Here is a 24656-nt window from a genome sequence, read left to right on the forward strand (position 1 = left end):
TGAAGGAAAAGTAACCATGTCCAGACTCCAATGCCCGCGCTGCCTGCGCCCACAAACCCACTGCCTGTGCCCGCTGATCCCCAGCCTCGACAGCCGCACCCGGGTGTTGCTGTTGCAGCATCCGAGCGAGGTCAGTCATGCACTGAACACCGCGCGGCTGGCTGCGCTGGGGTTGACCAATGCCGAGCTGATTGTCGGGGAAGTGTTCGAGGATCTGCCGGCGCTGCTGAATCAGCCGGGGTATCGGGCGCGTTTGTTGTTTCCCGCCGAGGATGCGCAGCCGATGCAGGCTTATGCCGCGTCTGATGAACCGCTGCTGCTGGTGGTTCCGGATGGCACCTGGCGCAAGGCGCGTAAGATGCTGCACCTGAATCCGCTGCTGGCGGCGTTGCCACGGGTGACGCTGGCGGATGGCGGGGTGTCGCGGTATCGCTTGCGCAAGGCACCGGGGCCAGGGGCGTTGTCGACGATTGAGGCGATTGTTCAGGCGTTGCAGACTCTGGAAGCGCCGACTTCATTCGAACCATTGCTCAAGCCGTTCGAAGCGTTGATCGAAGGGCAGATTGCGGCGATGGGGCAGGAAACTTACCAAAAGAATCATGGTGGCTGAAGATCAAAAGATCGCAGCCTTCGGCAGCTCCTACAAGGGTGTACGCGATCCTCCTGTAGGAGCTGCCGAAGGCTGCGATCTTTTGATGTTATCTTTCGCGCATCGCCTCGGTCCGGGCTTTGAGCACCGGTTTCAGCAGGTAATCCAGCACACTTTTCTCCCCGGTAATAATGTCCACCGTCGCGACCATCCCCGGAATGATCAGCAGCGGTTTCACGTCCCCGCCCAAATGGTTTTTATCGGTGCGCACCTGAATCAGGTAGAAGCTGTTGCCCTTGTCATCGGTGATGGTGTCCGCGCCGATCAGTTCGAGCTTGGCGCTCAGCCCGCCGTAGATCGTGTAGTCGTAAGCGCTGAACTTGACCATGGCTTTCTGGCCCGGATGCAGGAACGCCACGTCTTGCGGACGCACCTTGGCTTCGATCAGCAGGTTGTCTTCCAGCGGCACGATTTCCACCATGTCACTGCCCGGCTGCACCACGCCGCCGATGGTGTTGACCTTCATTTGCTTGATCACCCCGCGCACCGGCGAGGTCACCGTGGTGCGGCTGACACGGTCGTCGATGGCGATGCTCGACGCGGTGATTTTCGACAGGTCGGTGCGTTTCTCATTGAGCTCCTTGGCCGCTTCCGAACGAAAGGTCTGCTCCGATTCGTCGATCTTGCTTTTGATCTCGTTGATCGCCGATTCGGCGCGCGGGATCGCCAACGTCGTGGCGTTCAGCGAGCCGCGAATTTCCACTGCGCTGCGTCTTAACCGGAGGATTTCCACAGGCGACACCGCACCGGTTTTCACCAGCGGTTCGGACATGTTCATCTCTTGTTGCAGCAACGCCAGGCTGGAACTGAACTGCCCCTGTTTCGAGCGAAATTCGGCCAGCTCTTGAGTCTTCTGCCGCAGCTGTTCGGTGAGAGTGCGCTGTTCGCTGGCCAGACGGCGTTGGCGCTGCTCATGCAGTGAGCGCTCGTCTTCGGCGACTTGCGGGGCTTTGGCAATCACTTCTGCCGAGAGCTTGAACGGCCGACCTTCAGCCTCGGCGGACAAGCGTTCGACTTGCGCGGTCAAGGCATAACGATCAGCCTCGCTCTCGCCTTTGTTCGAACGAAAACGCGTGTCATCCAGGCGCAGCAGGGTGTCACCCTTGGCGACCATTTGCCCTTCGCGCACGAAGATCTCAGTAACGATCCCGCCCTCAAGATTCTGGATCACCTGGATCTTGCTCGATGGAATCGCCTTGCCTTCGCCCATGGTCACTTCCTGCAGCACGGCGAACTTGGCCCAGACCAGCGCACTGATCAGCAACCCTGCCGCCAGCCACACGGTGATGCGCGACCAGCGCGGCGAATCCTGCAACGAGGCGCCGGCGGTTTCCGGCATGAACTCGACTTCGGCACTCTTGCCGAAACTGTCGAAGTAGCCGCGATCTTTCGATGAAGCAGACATGCGCAACTCCTAGACCGCCGCCGAGCCGACACGGCCCTTGCGCAGTGCATCGATGACCGCTTCTTTCGGACCGTCGGCGACGATCCGGCCGTTGTCCAGCACCAGCAAGCGATCCACCAGACTCAGCATCGAGGTGCGGTGGGTGACCAGCAGCAGCGTCTTGCCTTGCACCCACCCGTGCAGTTTCTGGCGCAGGGCGTCTTCGCTGCTGTTGTCCATGGCGCTGGTGGGTTCGTCGAGCAGCATGATCGGCGGATCGAGCAACAGCGCCCGCGCCAGCAACACCGCTTGGCGCTGGCCACCGGAAAGCAGTTGCCCGCGCTCGCCCACCGGCCGGTCGAAACCCTGCGGATGTTGGCGCGCCAGTTCGGTGACTCCGGTCAGTTCGGCGACTTCGAGCATGCGCGCATCGCTGACGTAACGCGCGCCGAGGGTCAGGTTGTCGCGCAGGCTTCCGGCCAGCAGCGGCAAGTCGTGGGCGACGTAGCCGATCTGTTGGCGCAGGTCGGCGACATCCAGTTGCCGCAGGTCGAGGCCGTCGAGCAGGAGCTGGCCTTCCTCCGGTTCATAGAAGCCCATCACCAGCCGCGCCAGCGTGCTTTTGCCCGAGCCGCTGCGACCGATGATGCCGATGCGTTCGCCAGCCTGCATGCTGAAGCTGATGTTGTTCAGGGCCGGAGCGTTCTGGCCGTTGTAGTGAAAAGTCACGCCGTTGACCTCCAGCGCGCCTTGCAATTGCGTGCGCTCCAGCGGCCGTTGTTTGCCGTCGCGTTCCTGCGGCAGCGACATCAGCGCGTCGGTGCTTTTCATCGTCAGTTGCGCTTGCTGGTAGCGGGTGATCAGCCCGGCGATCTGCCCCAGCGGTGCGAGCACGCGGCTGCCGAGCATGTAGGTCGCGACCAGCGCACCGACGCTGAGGTTGCCGGCAATGATGCTGTAGACCCCGGCGACAATCGTCGCCATCCCGGAAAACTGCTGGATGAACAACGTGCCGTTGGTGGCCAGCGCCGACAGATTGCGCGCATGGCTGTCGAGGCGGGTGAGGGCGCCGTGGGTGCTTTCCCATTTGTGCTGGCGCTCGCTCTCGGCGCTGCACGCCTTGAGGGTTTCCAGGCCGCCGAGGGTTTCGATCAGCAGCGCCTGACGCTCGGCGCCAAGGCTCAAACTCTTCTGCACGGTGTCGCGCAGGCGCGCCTGAATAATCATGGCGAAAATGATCGTCAGCGGGAACGCCAGCAGCGGAATGACCACCAGCCAGCCGCCGAGCAGGCCGATCACCACCAGCATCAGCACCACAAACGGCAGGTCGATCAAACTGGTCAGGGTCACGGCGGTGAGGAATTCACGCAGGCCCTGAAAGTCATGAATGCTCTGCGCGAATCCGCCGATGGTCGCCGGCCGCGCCTTCATCGACATGCCGGTGATGCGTTCAAATAAAGTCGCGGAAAGGATCACATCGGTTTTCTTGCCGGCGGTGTCCAGCAAGTGCGCGCGCACCACCCGCAGTACCAGTTCGAAACCGGTGCCGATCAGCAGGCCGATCGACAGCACCCACAAGGTTGAGGTGGCCTGGTTCGGCACCACGCGGTCGTAGGTCTGCATGACGAACAGCGGCACCATCAGGCCCAACAGGTTGATCAGGAAACTGGCGAGGATTGCGTCGCTGTACAGCCATTTCGACAGCTTCAGCGTGTCGCGAAACCATGCCTGCACGCGTGGCACCAAGGGTGAGCGCAGGTCTTCGAGTTCGTGCCTCGGCCGGGCGAACAGCGCCTGACCGGCGTAGTGTTCGGTGAGTTCTTCACGGCTGACCCATTGCTCGCCGCCATCGGCTTCGCTGGGCAGAATCAGTGCCTTGCCGTCGTCGCCGAAGCGCCGCAGCACGGCGGTACGACCATCGTTGAGCAACAGTAGAATCGGCAAGTTGAGTGGCGAGATGTCTTTCAGTTCACGCCGTAACAATCGAGCCTGCAACCCGGCCCGGGCCGCTGCACGGGGCAGCAGGTCGAGGCTCAGGCGTTGTTTGTTCAAAGGCAACCCGGCACTCAGGCTGGCGCGACTGACTGTCGCGCCGTGGAGTTTGCAGAGGATCAACAGACCGTCGAGTAACGGATCATCGAAGCTCAGCCGCGGATCGATCCCGGTGTTGCCGGGTTCCATGCTGGTCATATTGATCGCTCCCGGAGATGACTGGCCAAGTACCTGTGGCGAGGGAGCTTGCTCCCGCTTGAGTGCGCAGCACTCACAAAATCTTCATCGTTGAACGATCTTGGGGTTGCTGCGCAACCCGGCGGGAGCAAGCTCCCTCGCCACAGAGCGATCATTTCAACTCGGGCAGGCGCGCTTCGTTTTTCACCTCGCTGGACGCAATCGCATCCGCTGGCAGCACCACCCGTTGTTTGCTCAGCAGTTGGCCCATGTTGGCCAGCACGCGGTACATCGAGTACTCCTCGGTGTAGCGCACTTCGACGTAGCGGCGGTTGGCGTTGTACAGCTCGTTTTCACTGTCGAGCAAGTCGAGCAGGGTGCGTTGGCCCAAGCCGAACTGATCCTGATAAGCCGCACGCACGCGTTTGGTGGTGTCGGCGTATTCGCGGGCGGTCGGGGTTTGTTTCTTGGCGTTGGTCATGGCGTTCCACGCCAGACGAATGTTCTCGTTGAGCTGACGCAGCGCGTTGTTGCGGATGTCCATCGCCTGGTTGATGTCATGCGCATTGGCGGCCAGACGCGCCTTGTCGCTGCCACCACGGAACAGGTTGTAGTTCATCACCACGCCGACGCGCCATTCGTTGTCGTGGCCTTCGTCACCCTGCACATTGTTGTTGGCGCCGACTGCCGCTTCAGCATCGAAGCGTGGATAGAACGGCGATTTGGCGACTTCGTACTGGCTCTCGGCTGACTGCACGTCGGCCTGCGCAGACTTCAGATAAGGATTGTTCTCGACCATGCTTTGCTGGGCTTCGCGCAGGTCGGTAGGCAATTCGCCGCGAGTCGAGGCCGGGGTTTCCAGCTCATCGGGCATACGTCCGACCACGCTGTAGAAATTCGCTTCGGCGTCGGCCAGATCGACTTCGGCAGTGTCGAGGTTGTTCTGCGCCAGCGCTTTACGTGCAACCGATTGGTCGGAGTCGGCGGTGCTGCCGATGCCGCGCTCGGTGCGCAGCCCGATCTGATCATTCACGCGCAAGTGGGCCTGCAAGTTGTTGGTGGCGAGGGTCACCAGTTCGCGGCGCTTGAGCACTTCGAGGTAGACCTCGATGGTGCGCAGGGCCAGATCCTGAGCGGTGCCTTGCGCGTAGTAAGCGCGCGAGTTGGACACGCCTTTGGTGCGCTCGACCTCGTTGGCGGTATTGAAACCGTCGAAGATCATCTGCCGCATGCGCAATTCGGACTGGGTGTAGGTGAGGATTTCAGTGTTGTGATTACCCAAAGCCCGAGTATTGGTGTTGTCGCTGTAGCCGCGCCCGTAAGCGGCGTTCAAGTCGACGGAAGGGTAGAAGCCCCCCTTGGCGACTTTCACCTGTTCATCAGCCGACAGGCGCGCATCCACGCGCGAAGCCAATTCGGGGTGCGTGGCGATAGTGCTCTGGATGGCTTCGGTGAGGTTCATGGCCTGGGCTTGAGAAGTGCAAGCCATGGCCAGCAAAACCGCGCTGCAGAGGGGGGTTAAAACGCGCATGGGTGCATCTCCCTGAGTCCTGATGGTATTTCGTTGTCGCCAATTATTTGACGTCTTTTATAGTGAAAAGCGTTTCATGCCTGTAACAACAGAGCTAAGAACATCCTGAAGCGTAGCTAAGAAAAAATTTTCATAACGGTTATTCCAAAAAAAACTTATGCGCTTCTCGAAATCCGGCACATTGTTCCACTCGAAAGCCTTTGTTTCATGCGCTTTAGGGAGCACAAAAAGGCTTGAGGAAAGTTCCAATCAACTTTGCGACATACGGCGAAGTACTGCTAAAGGGGAGGGACGCGTAGCGGTTGATGAGCGACAGATTTTTGTCACTCGAGTGATTCATCACCGTTACGTAGCGTTAGTCGGTTGGCGGCATTGATCAGGAATTCCAAGTGCTTGAAGGCGCGGGAGTTTCTGATTTCGCGTCACCGGCGAAACGAACTGTCGAGGTGCGAGCGTCACCCCGACAACCCGATTGAGCCATGGGCTGCTTCGTTAACCAGTGCCGACGGTGGTCGGCGCCCAGGAGATGCACATGGCAACGCTCATCGGGATCGTCACTAAAGTCATTGGTCAGGTTTTTGCGGTTGCGGGCGACGGTACTCGCCGCGCACTCGTCGAGGGCGACCGCCTGTTTGCAGGGGATCAATTGGTCACTGGCGCCGAGGGCGCGGTTGCCGTTCATCTGCAAAATGGCAAGGAATTGACTTTGGGCCGAGGCAGCAGCCTGGAATTGACTGCGCAGTTGCTTGCCGATCAGCCTGGTCAAGTGCACACGGCTGATGCGTTGACCCCGACCGATTCACAGCTGACCGACGTCGAACAGATCCAGAAAGCCATCGCTGCCGGTGAAGACCCGAGCAAAACCGCTGAAGCCACTGCCGCCGGCCCCAACACCCCGGGCAACACGACCGGTGAGTTAGGTGGCGGGCATACTTTTGTGTTGCTGGAAGAAGTCGGCGGGCGGGTCGATCCGACTATCGGTTTCCCGACTGCCGGTTTTGGCGGGATCCCCGAGTTTCCGCTGGAACGCCGCGAGGCGGCGCTGGATAACGGCGATGGCGATGCTGATCCGGTCGCGCCGATTGTTCCGCCACCACCTCCCGTCAACAACCTTGTGACCCTCGGCGGCTTGTCTGTCGATGGCGGCGAATTGAATCTCAATGAAGCCAATCTGAGCGACGGCTCCGCCGCCAACCCTGGCGCGCTGACCCAGACCGGCAGCTTCACCGTGAATGCTCCGGACGGATTGACCAGTCTGAGCATCGGCGGCGTCAATGTGGTGGTCGGCGGCGTAGCGGTCGGTTTCCCACAATCGATCACCACGCAACTCGGCAGCACGCTGACCATCACCGGCTACAACCCGGCGACCGGCGTGGTCAGTTACAGCTACACCCTCAACGGCAATGAAACCCATGCGGCCGGTGACGGCGCGAACAGCCTCAGCGAACAATTCACCGTGGTCGCCGGCGATAGCAATGGCGACACCGCGACCGGCACCCTCGATGTCAACATCACCGACGACGTGCCCAAAGCGGTTGATGACACCAACGCCAACAGCGCCTCGGAAACCCTGCTGACCTTGACCGGCAGCGTGTTGCCCAACGACATTCAGGGCGCCGACCGCATCCCGGTTGGCCCGAACAGCGGCCCGGTGATTGGCGGCACTTTCACTGGTACTTACGGCACCTTGGTGCTCAATCCGAACGGTTCTTACACCTACACCCTGAACACCAGCGATGCTGATTTCAAAGCGCTGACTGGCGGCGGCAGCGGCACGGAAACCTTCACCTACACCCTGACCGATGCTGACGGCGATACCAGCACTGCGAACCTGGTTTTGCAGATCCAGAATAACGACGATCCGGTGATCATCAACGGCTTGAACGTTGAAGGTGGCGAGCTGACAGTCTTCGAGAAAAACCTCGCTGACGGCAGCGCGCCGGACTCCAGCGCACTGACCCAAAGCGGCACCTTCACCATCACCGCGCAGGACGGCGTGACCTCGCTGACCATCGGCGGCATTGCCGTGGTCACCAATGGCGTGGCCGCAGGTTTCCCGCAATCCGTTGTCACGCCGTTGGGCAGCACGCTGACCATCACCGGGTTCAACGCGACCACGGGCGTGGTCAGTTACAGCTACACCCTGGTCGATAACGAAGCACACCCGACTGCCAACGGCGCCAACGTGCTGAACGAGCAATTCGCCGTGACCGTGGTCGATGACAATGGCACCACTGCCAATGCCACGTTGGACGTAAACATCGTCGATGACCTGCCGAAAGCGGTGGACGACAGCAACGCAAGCACTGCCTCCGAAACACTGCTCACGCTCGAAGGCAATGTCCTGCCCAACGATGTGCAAGGCGCCGACCGCGTTGCGACCGGCCCCAACGCCGGGCCGATCACTGCCGGCACTTTCACTGGTACTTACGGCACCTTGGTGCTGAATGCCAACGGCACCTACACCTACACGCTGAACACCAGCGATGCAGATTTCAAAGCGCTGACTGGCGGCGGCAATGGCACCGAAACTTTCGCCTACACCATTACCGATGCCGACGGCGATACCAGCACCGCGAATCTGGTTCTGCAGATCCACAACAACGACGATCCGGTGATCATCGATGGCCTGAACGTCAACGGCGGCGAACTCACCGTTTACGAAAAAAACCTCAGCGACGGTAGCGCTCCGGATGCTAACGCGTTGACCCAAAGCGGCACCTTCACCATCACCGCGCAGGACGGCGTGACCTCGCTGACCATCGGCGGCATCGCCGTGGTCACCAATGGCGTGGCCGCAGGTTTTCCGCAATCCGTCGTCACTCCGCTGGGCAGCACGCTGACCATCACCGGGTTCAACGCGACCACTGGCGTGGTCAGTTACAGCTACACCTTGGTCGATAACGAAGCACACCCGAATGCCAACGGCGCCAACACGCTGAACGAGCAATTCGCCGTGACCGTGGTCGATGACAACGGCACCACTGCCAACGCTACGCTCGACGTGAACATCGTCGATGACCTGCCGAAAGCGGTGGACGACAGCAACGCAAGCACCGCCTCGGAAACCCTGCTCACGCTCGAAGGCAATGTCCTGCCCAACGATGTGCAAGGCGCCGACCGCGTACCGACCGGCCCCAACGCCGGGCCGATCACTGCCGGCACTTTCACCGGCACCTACGGCACCTTGGTGCTCAACGCCAACGGCACCTACACCTACACCCTGAACACCAGCGACGCCGATTTCAAAGCCCTGACTGGCGGCGGCAACGGCACTGAAACTTTCGCCTACACCATCACCGATGCCGATGGCGATACCAGCACCGCCAACCTCGTTCTGCAGATCCACAACAACGACGATCCGGTGATCATCGATGGCCTGAACGTCAACGGCGGTGAACTGACTGTCTACGAGCAAAACCTCAGCGACGGCAGCGCTCCGGATGCTAACGCGCTGACGCAAAACGGCACCTTCACCATCACCGCACTCGACGGCGTGACCTCGCTGACCATCGGCGGCATCGCCGTGGTCACCAATGGCGTGGCCGCAGGTTTTCCGCAATCCGTCGTCACTCCGCTGGGCAGCACGCTGACCATCACCGGGTTCAACGCGACCACTGGCGTGGTCAGTTACAGCTACACCTTGGTCGATAACGAAGCACACCCGAATGCCAACGGCGCCAACACGCTGAACGAGCAATTCGCCGTGACCGTGGTCGATGACAACGGCACCACTGCCAACGCTACGCTCGACGTGAACATCGTCGATGACCTGCCGAAAGCGGTGGACGACAGCAACGCAAGCACCGCCTCGGAAACCCTGCTCACGCTCGAAGGCAATGTCCTGCCCAACGATGTGCAAGGCGCCGACCGCGTACCGACCGACCCCAACGCCGGGCCGATCACTGCCGGCACTTTCACCGGCACCTACGGCACCTTGGTGCTCAACGCCAACGGCACCTACACCTACACCCTGAACACCAGCGACGCCGATTTCAAAGCGCTAAACGGCGGTGGCAACGCTACCGAAACCTTCACCTACACCCTGACCGATGCCGACGGCGATACCAGCACAGCCAACCTCGTTCTGCAGATCCACAACAACGACGATCCGGTGATCATTAACGGTCTCGATGTGAATGGCGGTGAGCTGACGGTCTACGAAAAAAACCTCAGCGACGGCACCAGTCCCAATACCCCGGCGTTGACTCAAAGCGGCACTTTCACTGTCACCGCGCTCGACGGTCTGCAAACCCTCACCGTTGGCGGCATAGCCGTGGTCACCAACGGTGTGGCAGCAGGCTTCCCGCAATCGGTGGTCACGCCGCTGGGCAGCACGCTGACCATCACCGGGTTCAACGCGGCCACGGGTGTCGTCAGCTACAGCTACACCCTGGTCGATAACGAAGCGCATCCAACCGCCAACGGCACCAACAGCATCACGGAAAACTTCAACGTGGTGGCGACCGACACCGACGGCAGCACTGCCAGCGGCCAGATCAACGTCAACATCGTCGATGACCTGCCCACCGCCAAACCCGATGCAGCTTCGGTGCAAGAGGGCGCAACCGTCAGCGGCAACGTGCTTAACAACGACATCGGTGGCGCTGATGGCCCGGCCGTGACTGGCGCGGTGATCGGCGTGCGCGCCGGTTCCGATACCTCGACTTCGGCCACTACCGGTCTCAATTCACAGATCAACGGCACCTATGGCTACCTGACACTGGATGCCAATGGCAACGCGGTTTATCACAGCAATCCGAATACCGTCAGTGGCCCGGGCGCAGTTGACGTGTTCGTCTACACCGTGCGCGATTCCGACGGCGATGAAAGCACCACCACCATCACCATCGATGTGGCCAACAGCAAGCTGTACGCGACCAGCGATACCGACGTTACCGTCTACGAAAAAGCCTTGGATCTGGTCAAGGACGGCCAGGATCTGGCCCCTGGCACTGTGGTCGGCAGCGACCCCACCAGCACTGGCGAAACCGCATCCGGCACACTGGTCGGCTCGGTCACCGGCGCAGTCGGCGCGATCAGCTACGCGCTGGTCGGCAGCGCCACCGGCAACTACGGGCAGATCGTGCTGAATTCCAACGGCACCTACACCTACACCCTGACCTCACCGGCCAGCACCACGCCGCAAGCCGATGACGGGGCTAACACGCTGACCGAAACCTTCACCTATCAAGCCACCGATTCGCTGGGCAACGTCGTCACCAGCACTATCGTGGTGAGCATCGTCGATGACGTGCCGACAGCGGTGAACGACAGCAATGCCAACACTGCCTCCGAATCGTTGCTGACCCTCAACGGCAACGTGCTGACCAACGACGTGCAAGGCGCGGATGTCGTCGCGACAGGTCCTATCACCCCCGGCACCTTCAATGGTACTTACGGCACCCTGGTGCTCAACGCCAATGGCACTTACACCTACACGCTCAACACCAACGATGCGGACTTCAAAAATCTGCACGGCGGTGGCAACGGCACTGAAACCTTCACCTACACCCTGACCGATGCCGACGGCGATACCAGCACCGCCAACCTGGTGCTGAACATTCACAACAACGACGACCCTGTGGTGCTCAACGGCCTCAACGTCTATGGCGGCGAACTCACCGTCTACGAGAAAAACCTCAGTGACGGCACCAGCCCCAACACTCCGGCGCTGACCCAGAGCGGCACCTTCACCGTCACCGCGCTTGACGGTCTGCAAACCCTGACCGTGGGCGGCATCGCGCTGGTCATCAACGGTGTGGCCGCAGGCTTCCCGCAATCGGTGGTGACGCCGCTGGGCAGCACGCTGACCATCACCGGGTTCAACGCAACCACCGGCGTGGTCAGCTACAGCTACACCCTGGTGGATAACGAAACCCACCCGTACGCCAACGGCGCCAACAGCATCACTGAGAACTTCAATGTCGTAGCGACTGACACCGATGGCAGCACCGCCACCGGCCAGATCAACGTCAACATCGTCGACGACCTGCCGACCGCCCAAGCGGACAGTGGCTCGGTGGCGGAGGGCGGCACGGTCAACATCAGCGTGCTGGGCAATGACGTCAGCGGTGCCGATGGCGCGGCGACGATTATTGGCGTGCGCGCCGGCAGCAACACCGCGACTTCGGCCGTCGGCGGACTGAACAGCAACATCAATGGCGCCTACGGTTACCTGACCCTCGATGCGGCGGGCAACGCCGTCTACCACAGCAACCCGAACTCGGTCAGCCCACCGGGCGCCACCGACACGTTCACCTACAGCATCCGCGACAGTGACGGTGATGAAAGCACCACGACCATCACCATCAACGTCGCCGACAGCAAACTGCTGGCCTCGGTCGATCAGGACGTAACCGTCTACGAGAAAGCCCTCGACCTGACCAAGGACGGCCAGGATCTGGCCCCCGGCACGGTCACCGGCAGCGAGCCAGGCAACACCGGCGAAACCGCCACGGGCACACTGGTCGGTGCGGTCACCGGCGGCAGCGGCGCGCTGACTTACACGCTGGTTGGCAGTGCCACGGGCAGTTACGGGCAGATCCTGCTCAACCCCAACGGCACGTACACCTACACCCTGACCTCGGCGCCAAAAACCTCGCCGAACGCCAACGACGGACCTAATACCCTCAGCGAATCGTTCACCTACAAAGCCACTGATGCACTGGGCAACAGCACCACCAGCACCATCGTCGTCAACATTGTCGATGACGTGCCCAAAGCCGTGGCCTCGGATCGTTCGGTGGCAGCGGTGGAGATCGATTCCAACCTGCTGATCGTCCTCGACATCTCCGGCAGCATGGCCGATGCCTCCGGCGTACCTGGCCTGTCGCGGCTGGCGCTGGCCAAGCAGGCGATCAGTGCCTTGCTCGACAAGTACGATGATCTCGGCGATGTGAAAGTGCAGTTGGTGACCTTCAGCAGCAACGCCACCGATCGCACCGCGGTGTGGGTCGATGTTGCCACCGCCAAGACCATCCTCGCAGGCCTCACCGCTGGTGGCGGCACCAACTACGATGCTGCCGTGGCGGTGATGCAAACCGCGTTCAACACCTCGGGCAAACTCACCGGGGCGCAAAACGTCGGTTACTTCTTCTCCGACGGCAAACCCAACGAGGGCGACATCAACGCCGCAGACGAAGCTGCGCTGAAAAACTTCCTCGATGCCAACAACATCAAAAACTACGCGATCGGCCTCGGCAGCGGCGTGAGCAACGCCAACCTCGACCCACTGGCCTACGACGGCATCAGCCACACCAACACCAATGCGGTGGTGGTGACGGATCTCAATCAACTCAACTCGGTGCTGTCGGGCACCGTACAGGGCGCACCTGTCACCGGCTCGTTGCTGGGCGAGGGCGGGACCTTCGGCGCGGATGGCGGTTTCATCAAATCCATCGTCGTCGACGGCACCACCTACACCTACGATCCCAAAGCCCTCAGCGGCCAGGGCTCGCTGACCCCGAGTGGCGGCGTCAACCACGGCACCTTCAATACGGCGACCAACAGCCTGAGCATCGCCACCAACAATGGCGGCACCCTGGTGATCAACCTAGACACCGGCGACTACACCTACACCTCGCAAAAAACCACCGCCGTGGTGATCACCGAAAACATCGGCTTCACCGTCAGCGACAACGACGGCGACCTCGCCAGCTCCACGCTGACGGTGAAAGTGATTCCCAACGCGCCTCCAGTGGCGATGGACGACCACGTCATCACCAACGTGCTGTCGAGCAACATTGTGGTGCCCGGCGAGCTGCTGCTGGCCAACGACACCGACCCCAATGGCGACCCGCTCAACGCCACACCGACCTCGTTCAACACGGGCTGGATTTCGAAAGCGGCGGACTTCACCGGCACTGGTGCGATCAGCTTCACCGGGATCGGCAACACCGCCGCCAACCAGAACCTGGCCAACGTGCGCAATTCGTTCAGCGCCAACGCAGCGACCATGACGGCCGTACTTGTGGTCAGCGGCTACCTCGGTGCTGTGAGCAACGTCAATGCCAACGATGAAGACCGCATCACCGTCAACCTGCGCCAGGGTGAAACCCTCAACCTGGATCACAATCTGGCGGCCGGTCATGTGAGCATGGAGTACTCGCTCAATGGCGGCAGCTGGATCGCCCTGGCCGACGGTCAAACCCTGACCGCTTCGGCGGACGGCACCTACCAGATCCACATCACCAACATCACCAACACCACGGGCAGCAACGCCAACGCGGCGGAAAACTACCAACTGACCATGACCCTCAACTACGCCGGGGCGCAGGACATCACCCCGGACTACCACGGCACCTACACCGCCAACGACAACCACGGCGGCAGCGACAGCGCCAACGTGACCATCAGCTATCAGGACGGCCACACCCTCACCGGTACTGCAGGCGATGACGTGCTGGTGGCAGGCACCGGCAACAACATCATCAACGCCGGCGACGGCAACGATGTGCTGACCGCAGGCTCGGGCAACAACGAACTGCACGGCGGCGCCGGCAATGACTTGCTCTACAGCGGGCCGGGCAATGACCTGCTCGACGGCGGCACCGGCATCGACACCGCCAGCTACGCCCATGCCACCGCAGGCGTAACGGTCAACCTCGGTACCCTCGTCGCGCAAAATACCTTGGGCGCCGGCACGGATATCCTGACCGGTATCGAAAACCTCGTCGGCTCGAACTTCAACGACAGCCTGACCGGCGACAACAACAGCAACGTGATCACCGGCGGCCTCGGCAATGACGTCCTCAACGGTGGCGGTGGCGATGACCTGCTGATCGGCGGCATGGGCAACAACACTCTGACTGGCGGGGCAGGGGCCGACACCTTCCAGTGGCTCAAAGGCAACAGCGGCCACGACGTCGTCACCGACTTCACCCCCGGCACCGACAAGCTCGATCTGTCGCAACTGCTGCAAGGCGAAAACGGCACCACGGCGTCACTCGATGACTATCTGCACTTCACCGTCAGCGGCAGCGGTGCATCGGTCATGACCAGCATCGACGTCAGCGCCATGGCCGGCGCCACGCCGAACCAGACCATCGATCTGGCCGGCGTCAACCTCGCCAGCCACTACGGCGTGACACCGGGCGCAGGCGGATTGATTGCCAGCGGCCACGACACGGCGACGATCATCACCGGGATGCTGAATGATCATTCGTTGAAGGTGGACACCGTCTGACCTGAGCGCTGAAACGACAAAACCCGCCGCCCCGATCAAACGGGACGGCGGGTTTTTCATGTCAGGCATAAACCTGTGGCGAGGGAGCTTGCTCCCGCTGGGTTGCGAAGCAGCCCCAAAAAAGTATTGCGAGCGCTGCGCACTCGAGCGGGAGCAAGCTCCCTCGCCACAACAGCTCGTCAGCCTACGGGGCTGTGTCAGCCTTCAACTCCAGATTATCCAGCACCCGATTCACCACCAATTCCCCGAGCATGATCAACTGCGCAATCCCCAGCAGCACATGCCGCTGCGACGCGTCGAGCATCCCCGCGAAATCATTGGCCATGACCTTGGCCGAGGTCAGGGTTTCGCAAGCGTTGGCCAGCAATTCTTCGCTGTCGATGCCGGGGGCGATTTTGTAGATGGTGTTGGTTTGATCAAGGTGAAATCTCCAGGGTCATGGAGCTGCCACATTCGCTGCGATACGAAAGGGTGGCAGCCATACGCGGGTCGCAGACCGGGACTCTAGAACCGGCAGACCCGAAGGTCTCCCACGTACAGCCGCCATAACAATGGAGGTGTTGTGCGTCCAGAGATCGCGGGCTGCGAGACCCGATCGCTGATTCGTCAGCGACCCGGAAACGATAAGCCCCGCCCTCAAGGCGCACAAGGCAGCCGAATCTGGCGTACGTGTAGGCAAAGGCGCAAGGCCGTGTGGCTTTGCGGACATGGCCTTAAACACTATTCAACAAGCGCTACGGATTGATCTTAAACGACAAAACCCGCGCTGCCGATTGAGGGAGAACGCGGGTCTCATATCATGCTACATGACCCCTGTGATCAATGAGGTCTTAGACACCACGGCCAATAATGGTTATTCACGTTCTGAGTACACAAGTGACCGCCACCCTTCCAAACGTAAAAACCAACGTGATTCGGAGGGCACGCGGTGTCGTCGCACATCCATGACGTCCAACCGGCTGCCAATGGCCAGTTTTGCTCGGGACCATAAACTACGCGCATGTAGCCAAAGACGTGAGTCAGGGGAATTGAGCCGGGAACGCTCTTGAGCCACTGCACGCTTTGCGCATGGGTCATGCCAGGCGGAAGGATGGCCAATGTGAAGATATTGATTGAGTCTACATAGATCGCAAAGCTGCTGAACTGGTCTTGAACATAAATGTAAGCAGCTCCACAACGCAACCCGGTTACCACCCCGTTGGCATCAACGGAGACCACGGACGGATTGCTGGAGGTAAAGGTGCGCCTACCTACGCCGAAAGATGGGCTAAGTTGCAGCCAGTTATCAATCCATTTTGCGCCGGTTTCCGCCCAGCCTGTGTATACCCTGTAGCCCTTTAGGAGTCTGCGCGTGGTGTCGATTTGCAGGGCGCGACGAAGGAGCCAGCTTCGGGGTGGGGACGAAAGGTTCTGGCCGTACTCCGCTTGGGCGATGAGGTGGTTATAGGCATCGAAGCTGCCCGCCGAAACGTTAGCTGACGCGTTCCCTGCTTTATCGGTGGTCACGGTGGTTTGCAGCGCTCCGTTCAGCAGGAGTTTGATCCTCTTATCAGGTGTGCCATTGACATGAACTCTAACGGTAGTCGTTATGGTTTCTGAGTTTTGGGGTATTTCACGACCCTGAGCGTCGAGCACTTTCGTGACGACTGGCTGCTTTTCATCCAGCGTATCGACAAGGTACGAGTTCGGGGGAAACTTCAAGGCGGTTTCCCGGCTGGTGGAACCGTCTACGTTCACATGCAAAGCAAGATGCACCGTGGAGTTATCTTTCAGCGTCCGAAACCAAGGGATCGGCACGGGCGCATCCAGACCTTTTTCCTCACCAGTCGGCTCGCCTTTAAATACATCGAAAATTGTTTCTTTTCCGTTGTTTGCAGTTCCGATCAGTTGCAGATGTCGAGCCTGTCCTTCGCGCTGACCTATCCACGCATCAGCAACCAGTCTATTTGCCGCGGTCAACTTCTGGACGTCGACAACCCCTTCGACGCCGCTGATTTTGACCATCGGAAGTCGGGCGTCGGCGGGCGCGATCGGCATGATCTCCAGGTCTACGCCTCGCGATGAGGCAACCTTCTGGTTTTTGCGTCTCAGGTTCCAGCGAAGCCGAACTGTTTTGCCATTATTTGCGACCAGAAAGGTGCTATCGAGCGACCAGTTGGCTCGGTTGTTCTGATTCAAAACCTCAAGCGCAAACGGGGCGGAGCCGACAGGCGCTTTCACGTGTACCAGTCTTGCTTGGTCGCCCGTTATTTTGGCAGCAAATTCAACCCGCATGGTCCGTGCGCCGGCCAATGGATCAATCGGTGCAGGAGCGCCCACCAGCGTCGGCGGGTCAAGCACGATGGCCTTTTCGTCACCGATCTTCAACGGCAGCGGTTCGGATACAACGCGGACCTCGCCGGGGTTGGTAACCGCACACTGCACTGTCAGCGCGGAGCCGGGAAAACGACCAATGTATTTGGCGGGTATCTTGAACACGACCGGCTGCGTAGGGTCAGTGACGATCTGTTGAAGAATGATCAGGACCCGAATACCTTCATCGTCGACAGTTTGCCAGAGCAGTTCGACTATCGCTCCTGGCTTCAGCGGCCAATACTCCGGGAACTGCACCGTGACCTCGACGGTATCCACGGGTACGGTGTCGTTGTTCTCCAGTGGTGTGACAGTTGGCTGGCCCAACTTGAAAGCTCCGCCCGCGACTATGGCATCGGCGGGTTTCGACTGTTGAATTTTTCCCGCTCTGTTCTGCGTATATGTGGCTCGTAAACTTCCCCTGATGACGTTTTGCACACGATAGTTTTCGACATCTACCCTCAGCGAGCGAGTGGCGGCCGCCACCGGTATCGAGTAGCTATGGCTAACGGTGTCTCCTCCTTCGGTGACACCCTCAAGTAAAAGCACCACCACGTCGCCAATCGCGAAAACCCCTGTGATCAATATCGACATGCTGGCGCCCGCGAGCCAATCGTGGTGCACCACGTTATTGATATCGGCCTGTTCGAAAATCGGTGGAGCCAGCAACACAATGCCGGGCTTGAACACAATTACGAGAGAGTCCGACCAGCCACTGGAATTCTCAACGACATCGAAGACTTCCCAGCGCGCGATGATTGTGTTGGTGGGCTTTAGCGTGGCGAGCATTTCCGGCGTCAGTTCGAACCGGACATCGCCCAGTGCGGTGACTTCGATTTCCAGCAGCAGCGAGCCGAAAGCAAGCACCACGGTGTCGCCGATCTGTTGATTGAAGTACGCCGGTATGGTCACAAACATCCCGTCGTCGATCACGGTCTGATCGATGAGACTCTCCGAGGCGACAGGTAATTTGAGGCCCTGATTGAATGGCTTGCCACCGTCCGTGTCTGGCTCGCCCGGGACCGGGTGTTTGTAGAACAGCAGAGCATGTGGAGAGTCTTCTGTAGAGTTGTCGCTGATACGACGGACCTCGACCCAGATATCCTTCTTTTCCGATAGCAGGGGCGCAAACTTGTCGTGCATGTCGTCGGCGGGGATATGGAACGGGATATCTTTGGCGATCCCGTTGCTGTCGAAATGCGCGTCGGTAATCGAAAACTCCACCACCGGTGCGTTTTTCGTTTCGATGTAGACTCGGATGAAGTCGCCGACGGCCATGTTCAGATAGGCGAGGAGGTAGATCAGCAAACCATCGCGGTCGTCATGCACCATGTTGCGGTTGATCCCCAGGCTGCCATCCGGCTGAGGCTTGTATCCAACCGGATAGGGCGGGGGTACGACGAGTACACCGATAGCGCTGCGGTCAAGTGGAAACACAACGACTGTATTGGAAGGAGTGCCGGACACTGACGGAGGACTGTTCATAAAAACGCACCTTCATAAGAGGTGCACGAATCTCTGAACGCCGGCACCGTTGACGAAGGATTAGAGCGCTGCTCTGATCGTCTGCCTACTGTCAGATCTGACAGGTGAACGCGGGTTTCAGACAAGCGGTTGTGTCAGGACTTACGCAAAGTCTTCTGCCGAAGGATGTAAACGGTCACCAACACCGCACTGGTCAACATGAACCCGCGCGCCCACATCAGCGGCACCAGGTAACACGAGAACAGAATGCTCACCCACATCAGCCCGATCGCGTAGACCTTGCCCTTGAGTGGAATGCCGTTGCCGTCGAGGTAATCGCGGATCCATGGCCCGAGCCGTGGGTGCTCGACCAGCCATTGATAGAAACGTGGGGAACTGCGGGCGAAGCAGGCCGCCGCGAGTAACAGGAAGGGGGTGGTGGGGAGGACAGGCAGGAAAATTCCGATCACCCCCAATGCCACGCTGAGCCAGCCGATGGCCAGCAGCAAGTAGCGCAACATCAGGGGGCGGTTGCCTATGGGGTTGTCCATAGGCCGGATCTTAGTGGTGACGTGGCTTGAGGATCGCCGGTTTTTCGTCTGGCGCGTTGCACAGCAGGTACAGCGCGGTCAGGGCTTCCGGGATCTGCACGATCATGTCGTCCATCAGGTTGGCGTCTTTGGCGATGTCTTCGAACTCTGGCTGTTCGTCGAACAGGCCCGAACCAACCATGATCGGCAGAAGCATTTCGCTGACTTCTTCTTCGGCGGTTTCGAACCAGGCCGCTTCACGCAGGAACACGCCTTCCATGAAGCCGATGCACCAGCCGCGCAGTTCGGAATCGTCCGGGTCGTCGCCCAGATCCAGCTCGCATGGCAGCTCGAATTCTTCGTCGGACGCCAGTTGGCGGGCGATGTGCGCCTTGAGGCCGATCAATGTGGCTTCGATCTCGGCGCGCTCGGCTTCGCTGCTGTAACGCGGCTCTTCGGAGAACAGCGCGTCGATCCACTCGCGCTCCGGAACCTCTTCGGAACAGATCGACAGCGCGGTCAGGTAACCGTGGGCGGCCACGTAGTCCAGCGCCTCGTCATGCAGTTCGTCGGCGTCGAGGAAGACTTGCAGGCGGGTCAGTTGCTCAGCGAAGGACATTGAGGGGTTACCTTGGGAATAATAAACAATGCGCGAATTCTAGGCCTTCTTGAGCGCTCAAGCCAGCCGCGCGGCAGATTTGCCCGCACAAGCTTCTTCTCGGCGGCGCCCTCTGCGGGGGAGGGCTCGGGTATACTGCCGCGCTTTGCGATCCCTGCCGGCATCGCGGCTGAGACGAACGGCGCCGTGCAATGCGCCCTTACGTTTTGTTTAAGCAGCGTTGGCTGCCTTGAACCAGCCTGTGCAGGGATGTTTCGGTAGATTTTTGGAGTTTTTATGCTCGAACAGGCTCAACGCGTCCTCAAGGACATCTTCGGCTACGACAGTTTCCGTGGTCGCCAGGGTGCAATCATTGAGCGCGTGGCCAGTGGCGGTGACGCCCTCGTGCTGATGCCGACCGGCGGTGGCAAATCGTTGTGCTTCCAGGTCCCGGCGCTGCTGCGCGAAGGCTTGGCGGTAGTGGTTTCGCCGCTGATCGCGTTGATGGACGATCAGGTCGCCACTCTTGAAGAGTTGGGCGTGGCCGCTGCTGCTTTGAACTCCACGCTGAGCGCCGAACAGCAGCGCGATCTTGCCAACCGCATCAAGCGTGGCGAAGTGAAAATGCTCTATCTGGCGCCCGAGCGTCTGGTGCAGCCGCGCATGCTGGCGTTTTTGCAGAGCCTGGAAATCGCCCTGTTCGCCATCGACGAAGCGCATTGCGTGTCGCAATGGGGCCACGACTTCCGTCGCGAGTACCTGCAACTCGGCCAACTCGCTGAACTGTTCCCGAATGTGCCGCGCATCGCGCTGACTGCCACGGCGGACAAACGTACCCGCGAAGAAATCGTCGAGCGCCTGCACTTGCAGAACGCCGAGCGTTTTCTGTCGAGCTTTGACCGGCCAAACATTTTTTACCGCATCGTGCCCAAGGAGCAGCCGCGCAAGCAGTTGCTGGCGTTCCTCGCCGAGCGGCGCAGCGATGCCGGCATCGTTTATTGCCTGTCGCGCAAGAAGGTCGAAGAAGTCGCGACGTTCCTCAGCGAGCAGGGTTTCCCGGCGCTGCCGTATCACGCCGGTCTGCCCAACGAGCTGCGCGCGTTCAATCAGAAGCGCTTCCTCAACGAGGAAGGCCTGATCATGGTCGCTACCGTGGCGTTCGGCATGGGCATCGACAAACCCAACGTGCGCTTCGTCGCGCACCTCGATCTGCCGAAATCTCTTGAAGCCTATTACCAGGAAACAGGACGCGGCGGCCGTGACGGTCTGCCGGCGGACGCGTGGATGGCTTACGGCCTGCAAGACGTGGTGATGCTCAAGCAATTGCTGCAGAACTCCGAAGGCGACGAGCGTCACAAGCGTCTGGAGCAACACAAGCTCGACGCCATGCTCTCGCTCTGCGAAGAAACCCGCTGCCGGCGTCAGACGCTGTTGGCGTATTTCGACGAAGACATGCCCGAGCCGTGCGGCCACTGCGACAACTGCGTCGACGGCGTGCAGACCTGGGATGCCACCGAGCCCGCGCGTCAGGCGTTGTCGGCGATTTTCCGTACCGGTCAGCGCTATGGCGTCGGTCATCTGGTGGACGTGTTGCTGGGCAAGGACAACGAAAAAGTCCGCAGCTTCGGCCATCAGCATCTGTCGGTCTACGGTGTCGGCAAGGCGCTGGGCGAGAGCGAATGGCGCTCGCTGTTCCGCCAGTTGGTCGCGCGTGGTCTGGCGGATGTCGACCACGAAGGCTACGGCGGATTGCGTCTGAGCGACACCTGTCGGCCGTTGCTCAAGGGCGAAGTGACTCTTGAGTTGCGTCGCGACCTCAAGGCGCAGACCACCGCCAAAAGCGCCAGCAAGAGCCCGGCCAGTCAACTGGTGCGCGGCGAAGAGCGCGAGCAGTGGGAAGCCCTGCGCGCACTGCGGCGCAAACTGGCGGAAGAACACGGCGTGCCGCCGTACGTCATCTTCCCCGATTCGACACTGCTGGAAATGCTCCGCAGCCAGCCGACCTCGCTGGCGGAAATGGGCCGCGTCAGCGGCGTCGGCGCGCGCAAGCTTGAGCGTTACGGCGACGCTTTCCTCGAAGTGCTTGGCGGTCAGGCCGAGGCGCCGAAGGTTGTGGCCGATGTGCGCCACGAGCTGATCACCCTGGCCCGTGCCGGCATGACGCCGGTGCAGATCGCCGGGCAATTGCAGTGTTCGGAGAAGAACGTCTACACCATGCTCGCCGAGGCGATTGGCAAGCAGCAGTTGTCGCTGGAGCAGGCGCTGGATCTGCCGGAAGACTTGATGGGCGAGGTTCAGGACGCGTTTCTCGATGGCGAAGGCGAACTGCCGCCGGTCGCCGAGATCGCAGCGCTGTTCGCCGGTCGTGTGCCGGAAGGCGTCCTGTACTGCGTGCGGGCTGCGTTGCAATCCGAATTTGAAATGTGAGCGAGATGTAAACGATGCGAGACGGCGTTTCTGCCAACGTTATACCGATGTAACGATTCAGTACGGAACGGCTCTTGCCTATAGCCAAATGTCATGCTTAGCTGACTAATAATTAGTTTTTCTCTATTTGTCAGTCTAATCACGAGTGTTTTATGCCGTTAACCGATCAACACCGTTTTGGCATGCAACTGGCCCAGATGTCACGCGGCTGGCGTGCCGAACTGGACCGCCGTCTGGCCGGGCTGGGCTTGTCCCAGGCGCGCTGGCTGGTGCTGCTGCATCTGGCACGCTTCGCAGAAGCCCCGACTCAACGTGAACTGGCGCAGAGCGTCGGTGTTGAAGGGCCGACCCTCGCGCGGTTGCTCGACAGTCTGGAAGGCCAGGGCCTGGTGCAGCGCCAGTCTGTTGTGGAAGACCGTCGGGCGAAAAAAATCGTCTTGTGCGCCCCGGCTCTACCCCTGATCGAACAGATCGAAACCATTGCCACGCAACTGCGCCACGAATTGTTCGATGGCGTGGACGAGGCGGATTTAAAGGTCTGCATGCGTGTTCACGGGCACATTCTGGGCAATCTGGAAAAATCTTGAGGCATAACCGCACGCTGGTTTTTTGAGAGATCGCGCTGGGCCGACTATAAGAACTACTGGGCAATATCGTGTTCGTACCGGATGTGCGAACGCATAGAAGTCGGTTTTGCTTATAAAAGGGATGCTCATGCTCGAAAGTCGGCACGTTGTACTGCGTTGCGCCAATTCGTTGTTGCTGGCCGGTGTACTTGTCTGGTCCAACGCGTCATGGGCGCTGGGGCTCGGTGACATCACCGTGCACTCGGCGCTCAATCAACCGCTCAAAGCTGACATCGCGCTGCTGGATGCCGGAGGGCTGAGCGAGAGCGAGCTGTCGGTCAGTCTGGCGACGGCCGACGAATTCGCTCAGGCCGGGATCGAGCGGGTGTTTTTCCTCAATGGCCTCAAATTCACCCCGATCCTGCGCGGCAACCGCGCAATGATCCGCGTGACCTCGAGCAAACCGGTCAACGAACCTTTCCTGAATTTTCTGGTGCAGCTCAATCAGCCCAACGGCCGTCTGCTGCGCGAGTACACGGTGCTGATCGATCCACCGGGTACACCGGGCATCGTACCGGCTACCGACGAGCCGGATGCGCGGCCGCAATCATCCGGATTTCCCGTCCCTGATGCGCTGTCTCCGGTCGAGCTGGCCAAGCGCGCGTCCGTACCCGTGCAGCAACCGCCCACCACGCCGGCCAATGATCCGTTGGCCGAGCAACTGGCGGCCAGCGTGCTGCTGAATCAGCAACTGCAAAAGACTGTCGATGAGCTGAACTTGAAGCTTCAGGCACAGGACATTCTGATCGCCGATGGCAAAAAACAGATCAGTGATTTGCAGGTGAGATTGGCTGAGGTGCAACAAACGCCGCCAGCACCGGTCGTTGCAGCGCCGACACCGACTCCGGTGACTGCACCTGCCCAGGCTGAGGAAGACGCTTTGAACTGGCCGCTACTGGGTGGCTTGTTGGTGGTGTTGGCGTTGCTGGGAGCGGGGCTGTTTGTACGGCGTCGGCGGCAACAGACCTTTGGCTCGGACGCGCCACCACCGTTACCGCTGCGCAATGAGCCTGAAGTTGAAGACGCTGAGCCGGGGCAGGCGATGACTGCGAGTCATCGCGACGAGCAGCGCGACGAACCGGTAGCTGGCGATGTTCTTGAGGCAGTGGGCATTTATATGGCCTATGGACGGCTTGGCGAAGCGGTCGGTCTGCTGCGCGATGCCTTGCACAAAGAACCGCAGCGCATCGACCTTGGCTTGCAATTACTCGAAGTGCTGGGGCGTCAGGGCGATACACCCGCTTATGACGAGCAGGAAAACCATCTGCGAGAACTCGGGGTTGATCAGCAGCAATTGCGAGACATCCGCGCGCGCCACCCGAAACTGGTCAGTGCTGCGGCGTTGATACCGGTGTTACCCTTTGTTTCCGCTGCGCCGGTTATTCCTGCCGAGCCCGCGCCCCTGGCTGCCGAGGACGACTTCGAATTGAATCTGGAAGATCTGTCGATCGATTCCAGTTGGGACCTGGATGACGGTCTTTCGGCTACCGATAAGTCGCTCGACGACGAATTTCTTGATGCATTTGGCGATCCCGATCAGTCACTTGAACTCGAACCCCTCGAGCTGCAACCGGCAGAACCTGTGCAAGTCGCCAGCGCCGGGAAACTCGAACAAGCGCAGACCTGCATTGACGACGGCGACCTCGACAGCGCGATTGCCTTGCTCAACGAATTGCTCAAGGAGGCCGACGAGCCGCTCAGACAAACGGCGCGGACGTTGTTGGCGGGGATTCGTTGAA

General features: G+C 60.3%; 11 protein-coding genes and 1 pseudogene. 5 read left to right on the forward strand and 7 right to left on the reverse strand.

Translation table 11 applies throughout. From position 1 onward, the window contains the following. The first annotated feature begins 16 nt into the window (after nucleotides 1–16). A complete protein-coding gene (locus ACP7EE_RS15285) occupies nucleotides 17–610 on the forward strand; it encodes a tRNA-uridine aminocarboxypropyltransferase (RefSeq protein ID WP_426235071.1) in 594 nt (197 codons plus the stop codon). Between the two features lie 88 nt (nucleotides 611–698). On the opposite strand, the gene ACP7EE_RS15290 is transcribed toward ACP7EE_RS15285, so the two are convergent. The 3 genes from ACP7EE_RS15290 to ACP7EE_RS15300 all read right to left on the reverse strand — a co-directional run bounded on the left by ACP7EE_RS15290 (nucleotide 699) and on the right by ACP7EE_RS15300 (nucleotide 5733). After that, complete coding sequence (locus ACP7EE_RS15290) at nucleotides 699–2054, reverse strand: HlyD family type I secretion periplasmic adaptor subunit (protein WP_426235072.1); 1356 nt, start codon at nucleotides 2052–2054, stop codon at nucleotides 699–701. Nucleotides 2055–2063: 9 nt separating this feature from the next. Continuing rightward, on the reverse strand, nucleotides 2064–4223 hold the full coding sequence (locus tag ACP7EE_RS15295; protein WP_426235073.1) for a type I secretion system permease/ATPase: 2160 nt from the start codon (nucleotides 4221–4223) through the stop codon (nucleotides 2064–2066). Between the two features lie 151 nt (nucleotides 4224–4374). Beyond that, entirely contained in the window at nucleotides 4375–5733 is a 1359-nt protein-coding gene (locus tag ACP7EE_RS15300) for a TolC family outer membrane protein (protein WP_420647899.1), read from the reverse strand. A gap of 532 nt (nucleotides 5734–6265) precedes the next feature. On the opposite strand from ACP7EE_RS15300, the gene ACP7EE_RS15305 reads away from it, so the two are divergent. Then, nucleotides 6266–14920: a retention module-containing protein gene (locus tag ACP7EE_RS15305; protein WP_426235074.1), complete on the forward strand. Its 8655-nt coding sequence runs from the start codon at nucleotides 6266–6268 to the stop codon at nucleotides 14918–14920. A gap of 184 nt (nucleotides 14921–15104) precedes the next feature. Here the strand turns inward: ACP7EE_RS15305 and ACP7EE_RS15310 are convergent. The 4 genes and pseudogenes from ACP7EE_RS15310 to ACP7EE_RS15325 form a co-directional block, all read right to left on the reverse strand. Continuing rightward, a pseudogene (locus ACP7EE_RS15310) lies at nucleotides 15105–15329 on the reverse strand (DUF6124 family protein); the annotation flags it as partial. Between the two features lie 410 nt (nucleotides 15330–15739). Next, complete coding sequence (locus ACP7EE_RS15315) at nucleotides 15740–18757, reverse strand: Ig-like domain-containing protein (protein ID WP_426235075.1); 3018 nt, start codon at nucleotides 18755–18757, stop codon at nucleotides 15740–15742. Between the two features lie 134 nt (nucleotides 18758–18891). After that, complete coding sequence (locus ACP7EE_RS15320; protein ID WP_426235076.1) at nucleotides 18892–19287, reverse strand: YbaN family protein; 396 nt, start codon at nucleotides 19285–19287, stop codon at nucleotides 18892–18894. A gap of 10 nt (nucleotides 19288–19297) precedes the next feature. Then, entirely contained in the window at nucleotides 19298–19885 is a 588-nt protein-coding gene (locus tag ACP7EE_RS15325) for a UPF0149 family protein (protein WP_426204844.1), read from the reverse strand. Between the two features lie 276 nt (nucleotides 19886–20161). Here ACP7EE_RS15325 and recQ point away from each other — a divergent pair, with 276 nt between their 5' ends. From recQ to ACP7EE_RS15340, 3 genes are all read left to right on the forward strand, one after another. Next, on the forward strand, nucleotides 20162–22291 hold the full coding sequence (gene recQ, locus ACP7EE_RS15330) for a DNA helicase RecQ (RefSeq protein ID WP_426235077.1): 2130 nt from the start codon (nucleotides 20162–20164) through the stop codon (nucleotides 22289–22291). Nucleotides 22292–22443: 152 nt separating this feature from the next. Beyond that, a complete protein-coding gene (locus ACP7EE_RS15335; RefSeq protein WP_420647904.1) occupies nucleotides 22444–22878 on the forward strand; it encodes a MarR family transcriptional regulator in 435 nt (144 codons plus the stop codon). A gap of 127 nt (nucleotides 22879–23005) precedes the next feature. Next, entirely contained in the window at nucleotides 23006–24655 is a 1650-nt protein-coding gene (locus ACP7EE_RS15340) for a FimV/HubP family polar landmark protein (RefSeq protein ID WP_426235078.1), read from the forward strand. The last annotated feature ends 1 nt before the right edge of the window (nucleotide 24656 follow it).

The organism is Pseudomonas sp. TWP3-2 (genome assembly GCF_049897765.1).
Classification (GTDB): Bacteria; Pseudomonadota; Gammaproteobacteria; order Pseudomonadales; family Pseudomonadaceae; genus Aquipseudomonas.

Bases quoted from the DNA above. Each gene is read 5' to 3' on its own strand.
- ACP7EE_RS15285 (WP_426235071.1), top strand. From the start codon at position 17: ATGTCCAGACTCCAATGCCCGCGCTGCCTGCGCCCACAAACCCACTGC.
- ACP7EE_RS15290 (WP_426235072.1), bottom strand. From the start codon at position 2,054: ATGTCTGCTTCATCGAAAGATCGCGGCTACTTCGACAGTTTCGGCAAG.
- ACP7EE_RS15295 (WP_426235073.1), bottom strand. From the start codon at position 4,223: ATGACCAGCATGGAACCCGGCAACACCGGGATCGATCCGCGGCTGAGC.
- ACP7EE_RS15300 (WP_420647899.1), bottom strand. From the start codon at position 5,733: ATGCGCGTTTTAACCCCCCTCTGCAGCGCGGTTTTGCTGGCCATGGCT.
- ACP7EE_RS15305 (WP_426235074.1), top strand. From the start codon at position 6,266: ATGGCAACGCTCATCGGGATCGTCACTAAAGTCATTGGTCAGGTTTTT.
- ACP7EE_RS15315 (WP_426235075.1), bottom strand. From the start codon at position 18,757: ATGAACAGTCCTCCGTCAGTGTCCGGCACTCCTTCCAATACAGTCGTT.
- ACP7EE_RS15320 (WP_426235076.1), bottom strand. From the start codon at position 19,287: ATGGACAACCCCATAGGCAACCGCCCCCTGATGTTGCGCTACTTGCTG.
- ACP7EE_RS15325 (WP_426204844.1), bottom strand. From the start codon at position 19,885: ATGTCCTTCGCTGAGCAACTGACCCGCCTGCAAGTCTTCCTCGACGCC.
- recQ (WP_426235077.1), top strand. From the start codon at position 20,162: ATGCTCGAACAGGCTCAACGCGTCCTCAAGGACATCTTCGGCTACGAC.
- ACP7EE_RS15335 (WP_420647904.1), top strand. From the start codon at position 22,444: ATGCCGTTAACCGATCAACACCGTTTTGGCATGCAACTGGCCCAGATG.
- ACP7EE_RS15340 (WP_426235078.1), top strand. From the start codon at position 23,006: ATGCTCGAAAGTCGGCACGTTGTACTGCGTTGCGCCAATTCGTTGTTG.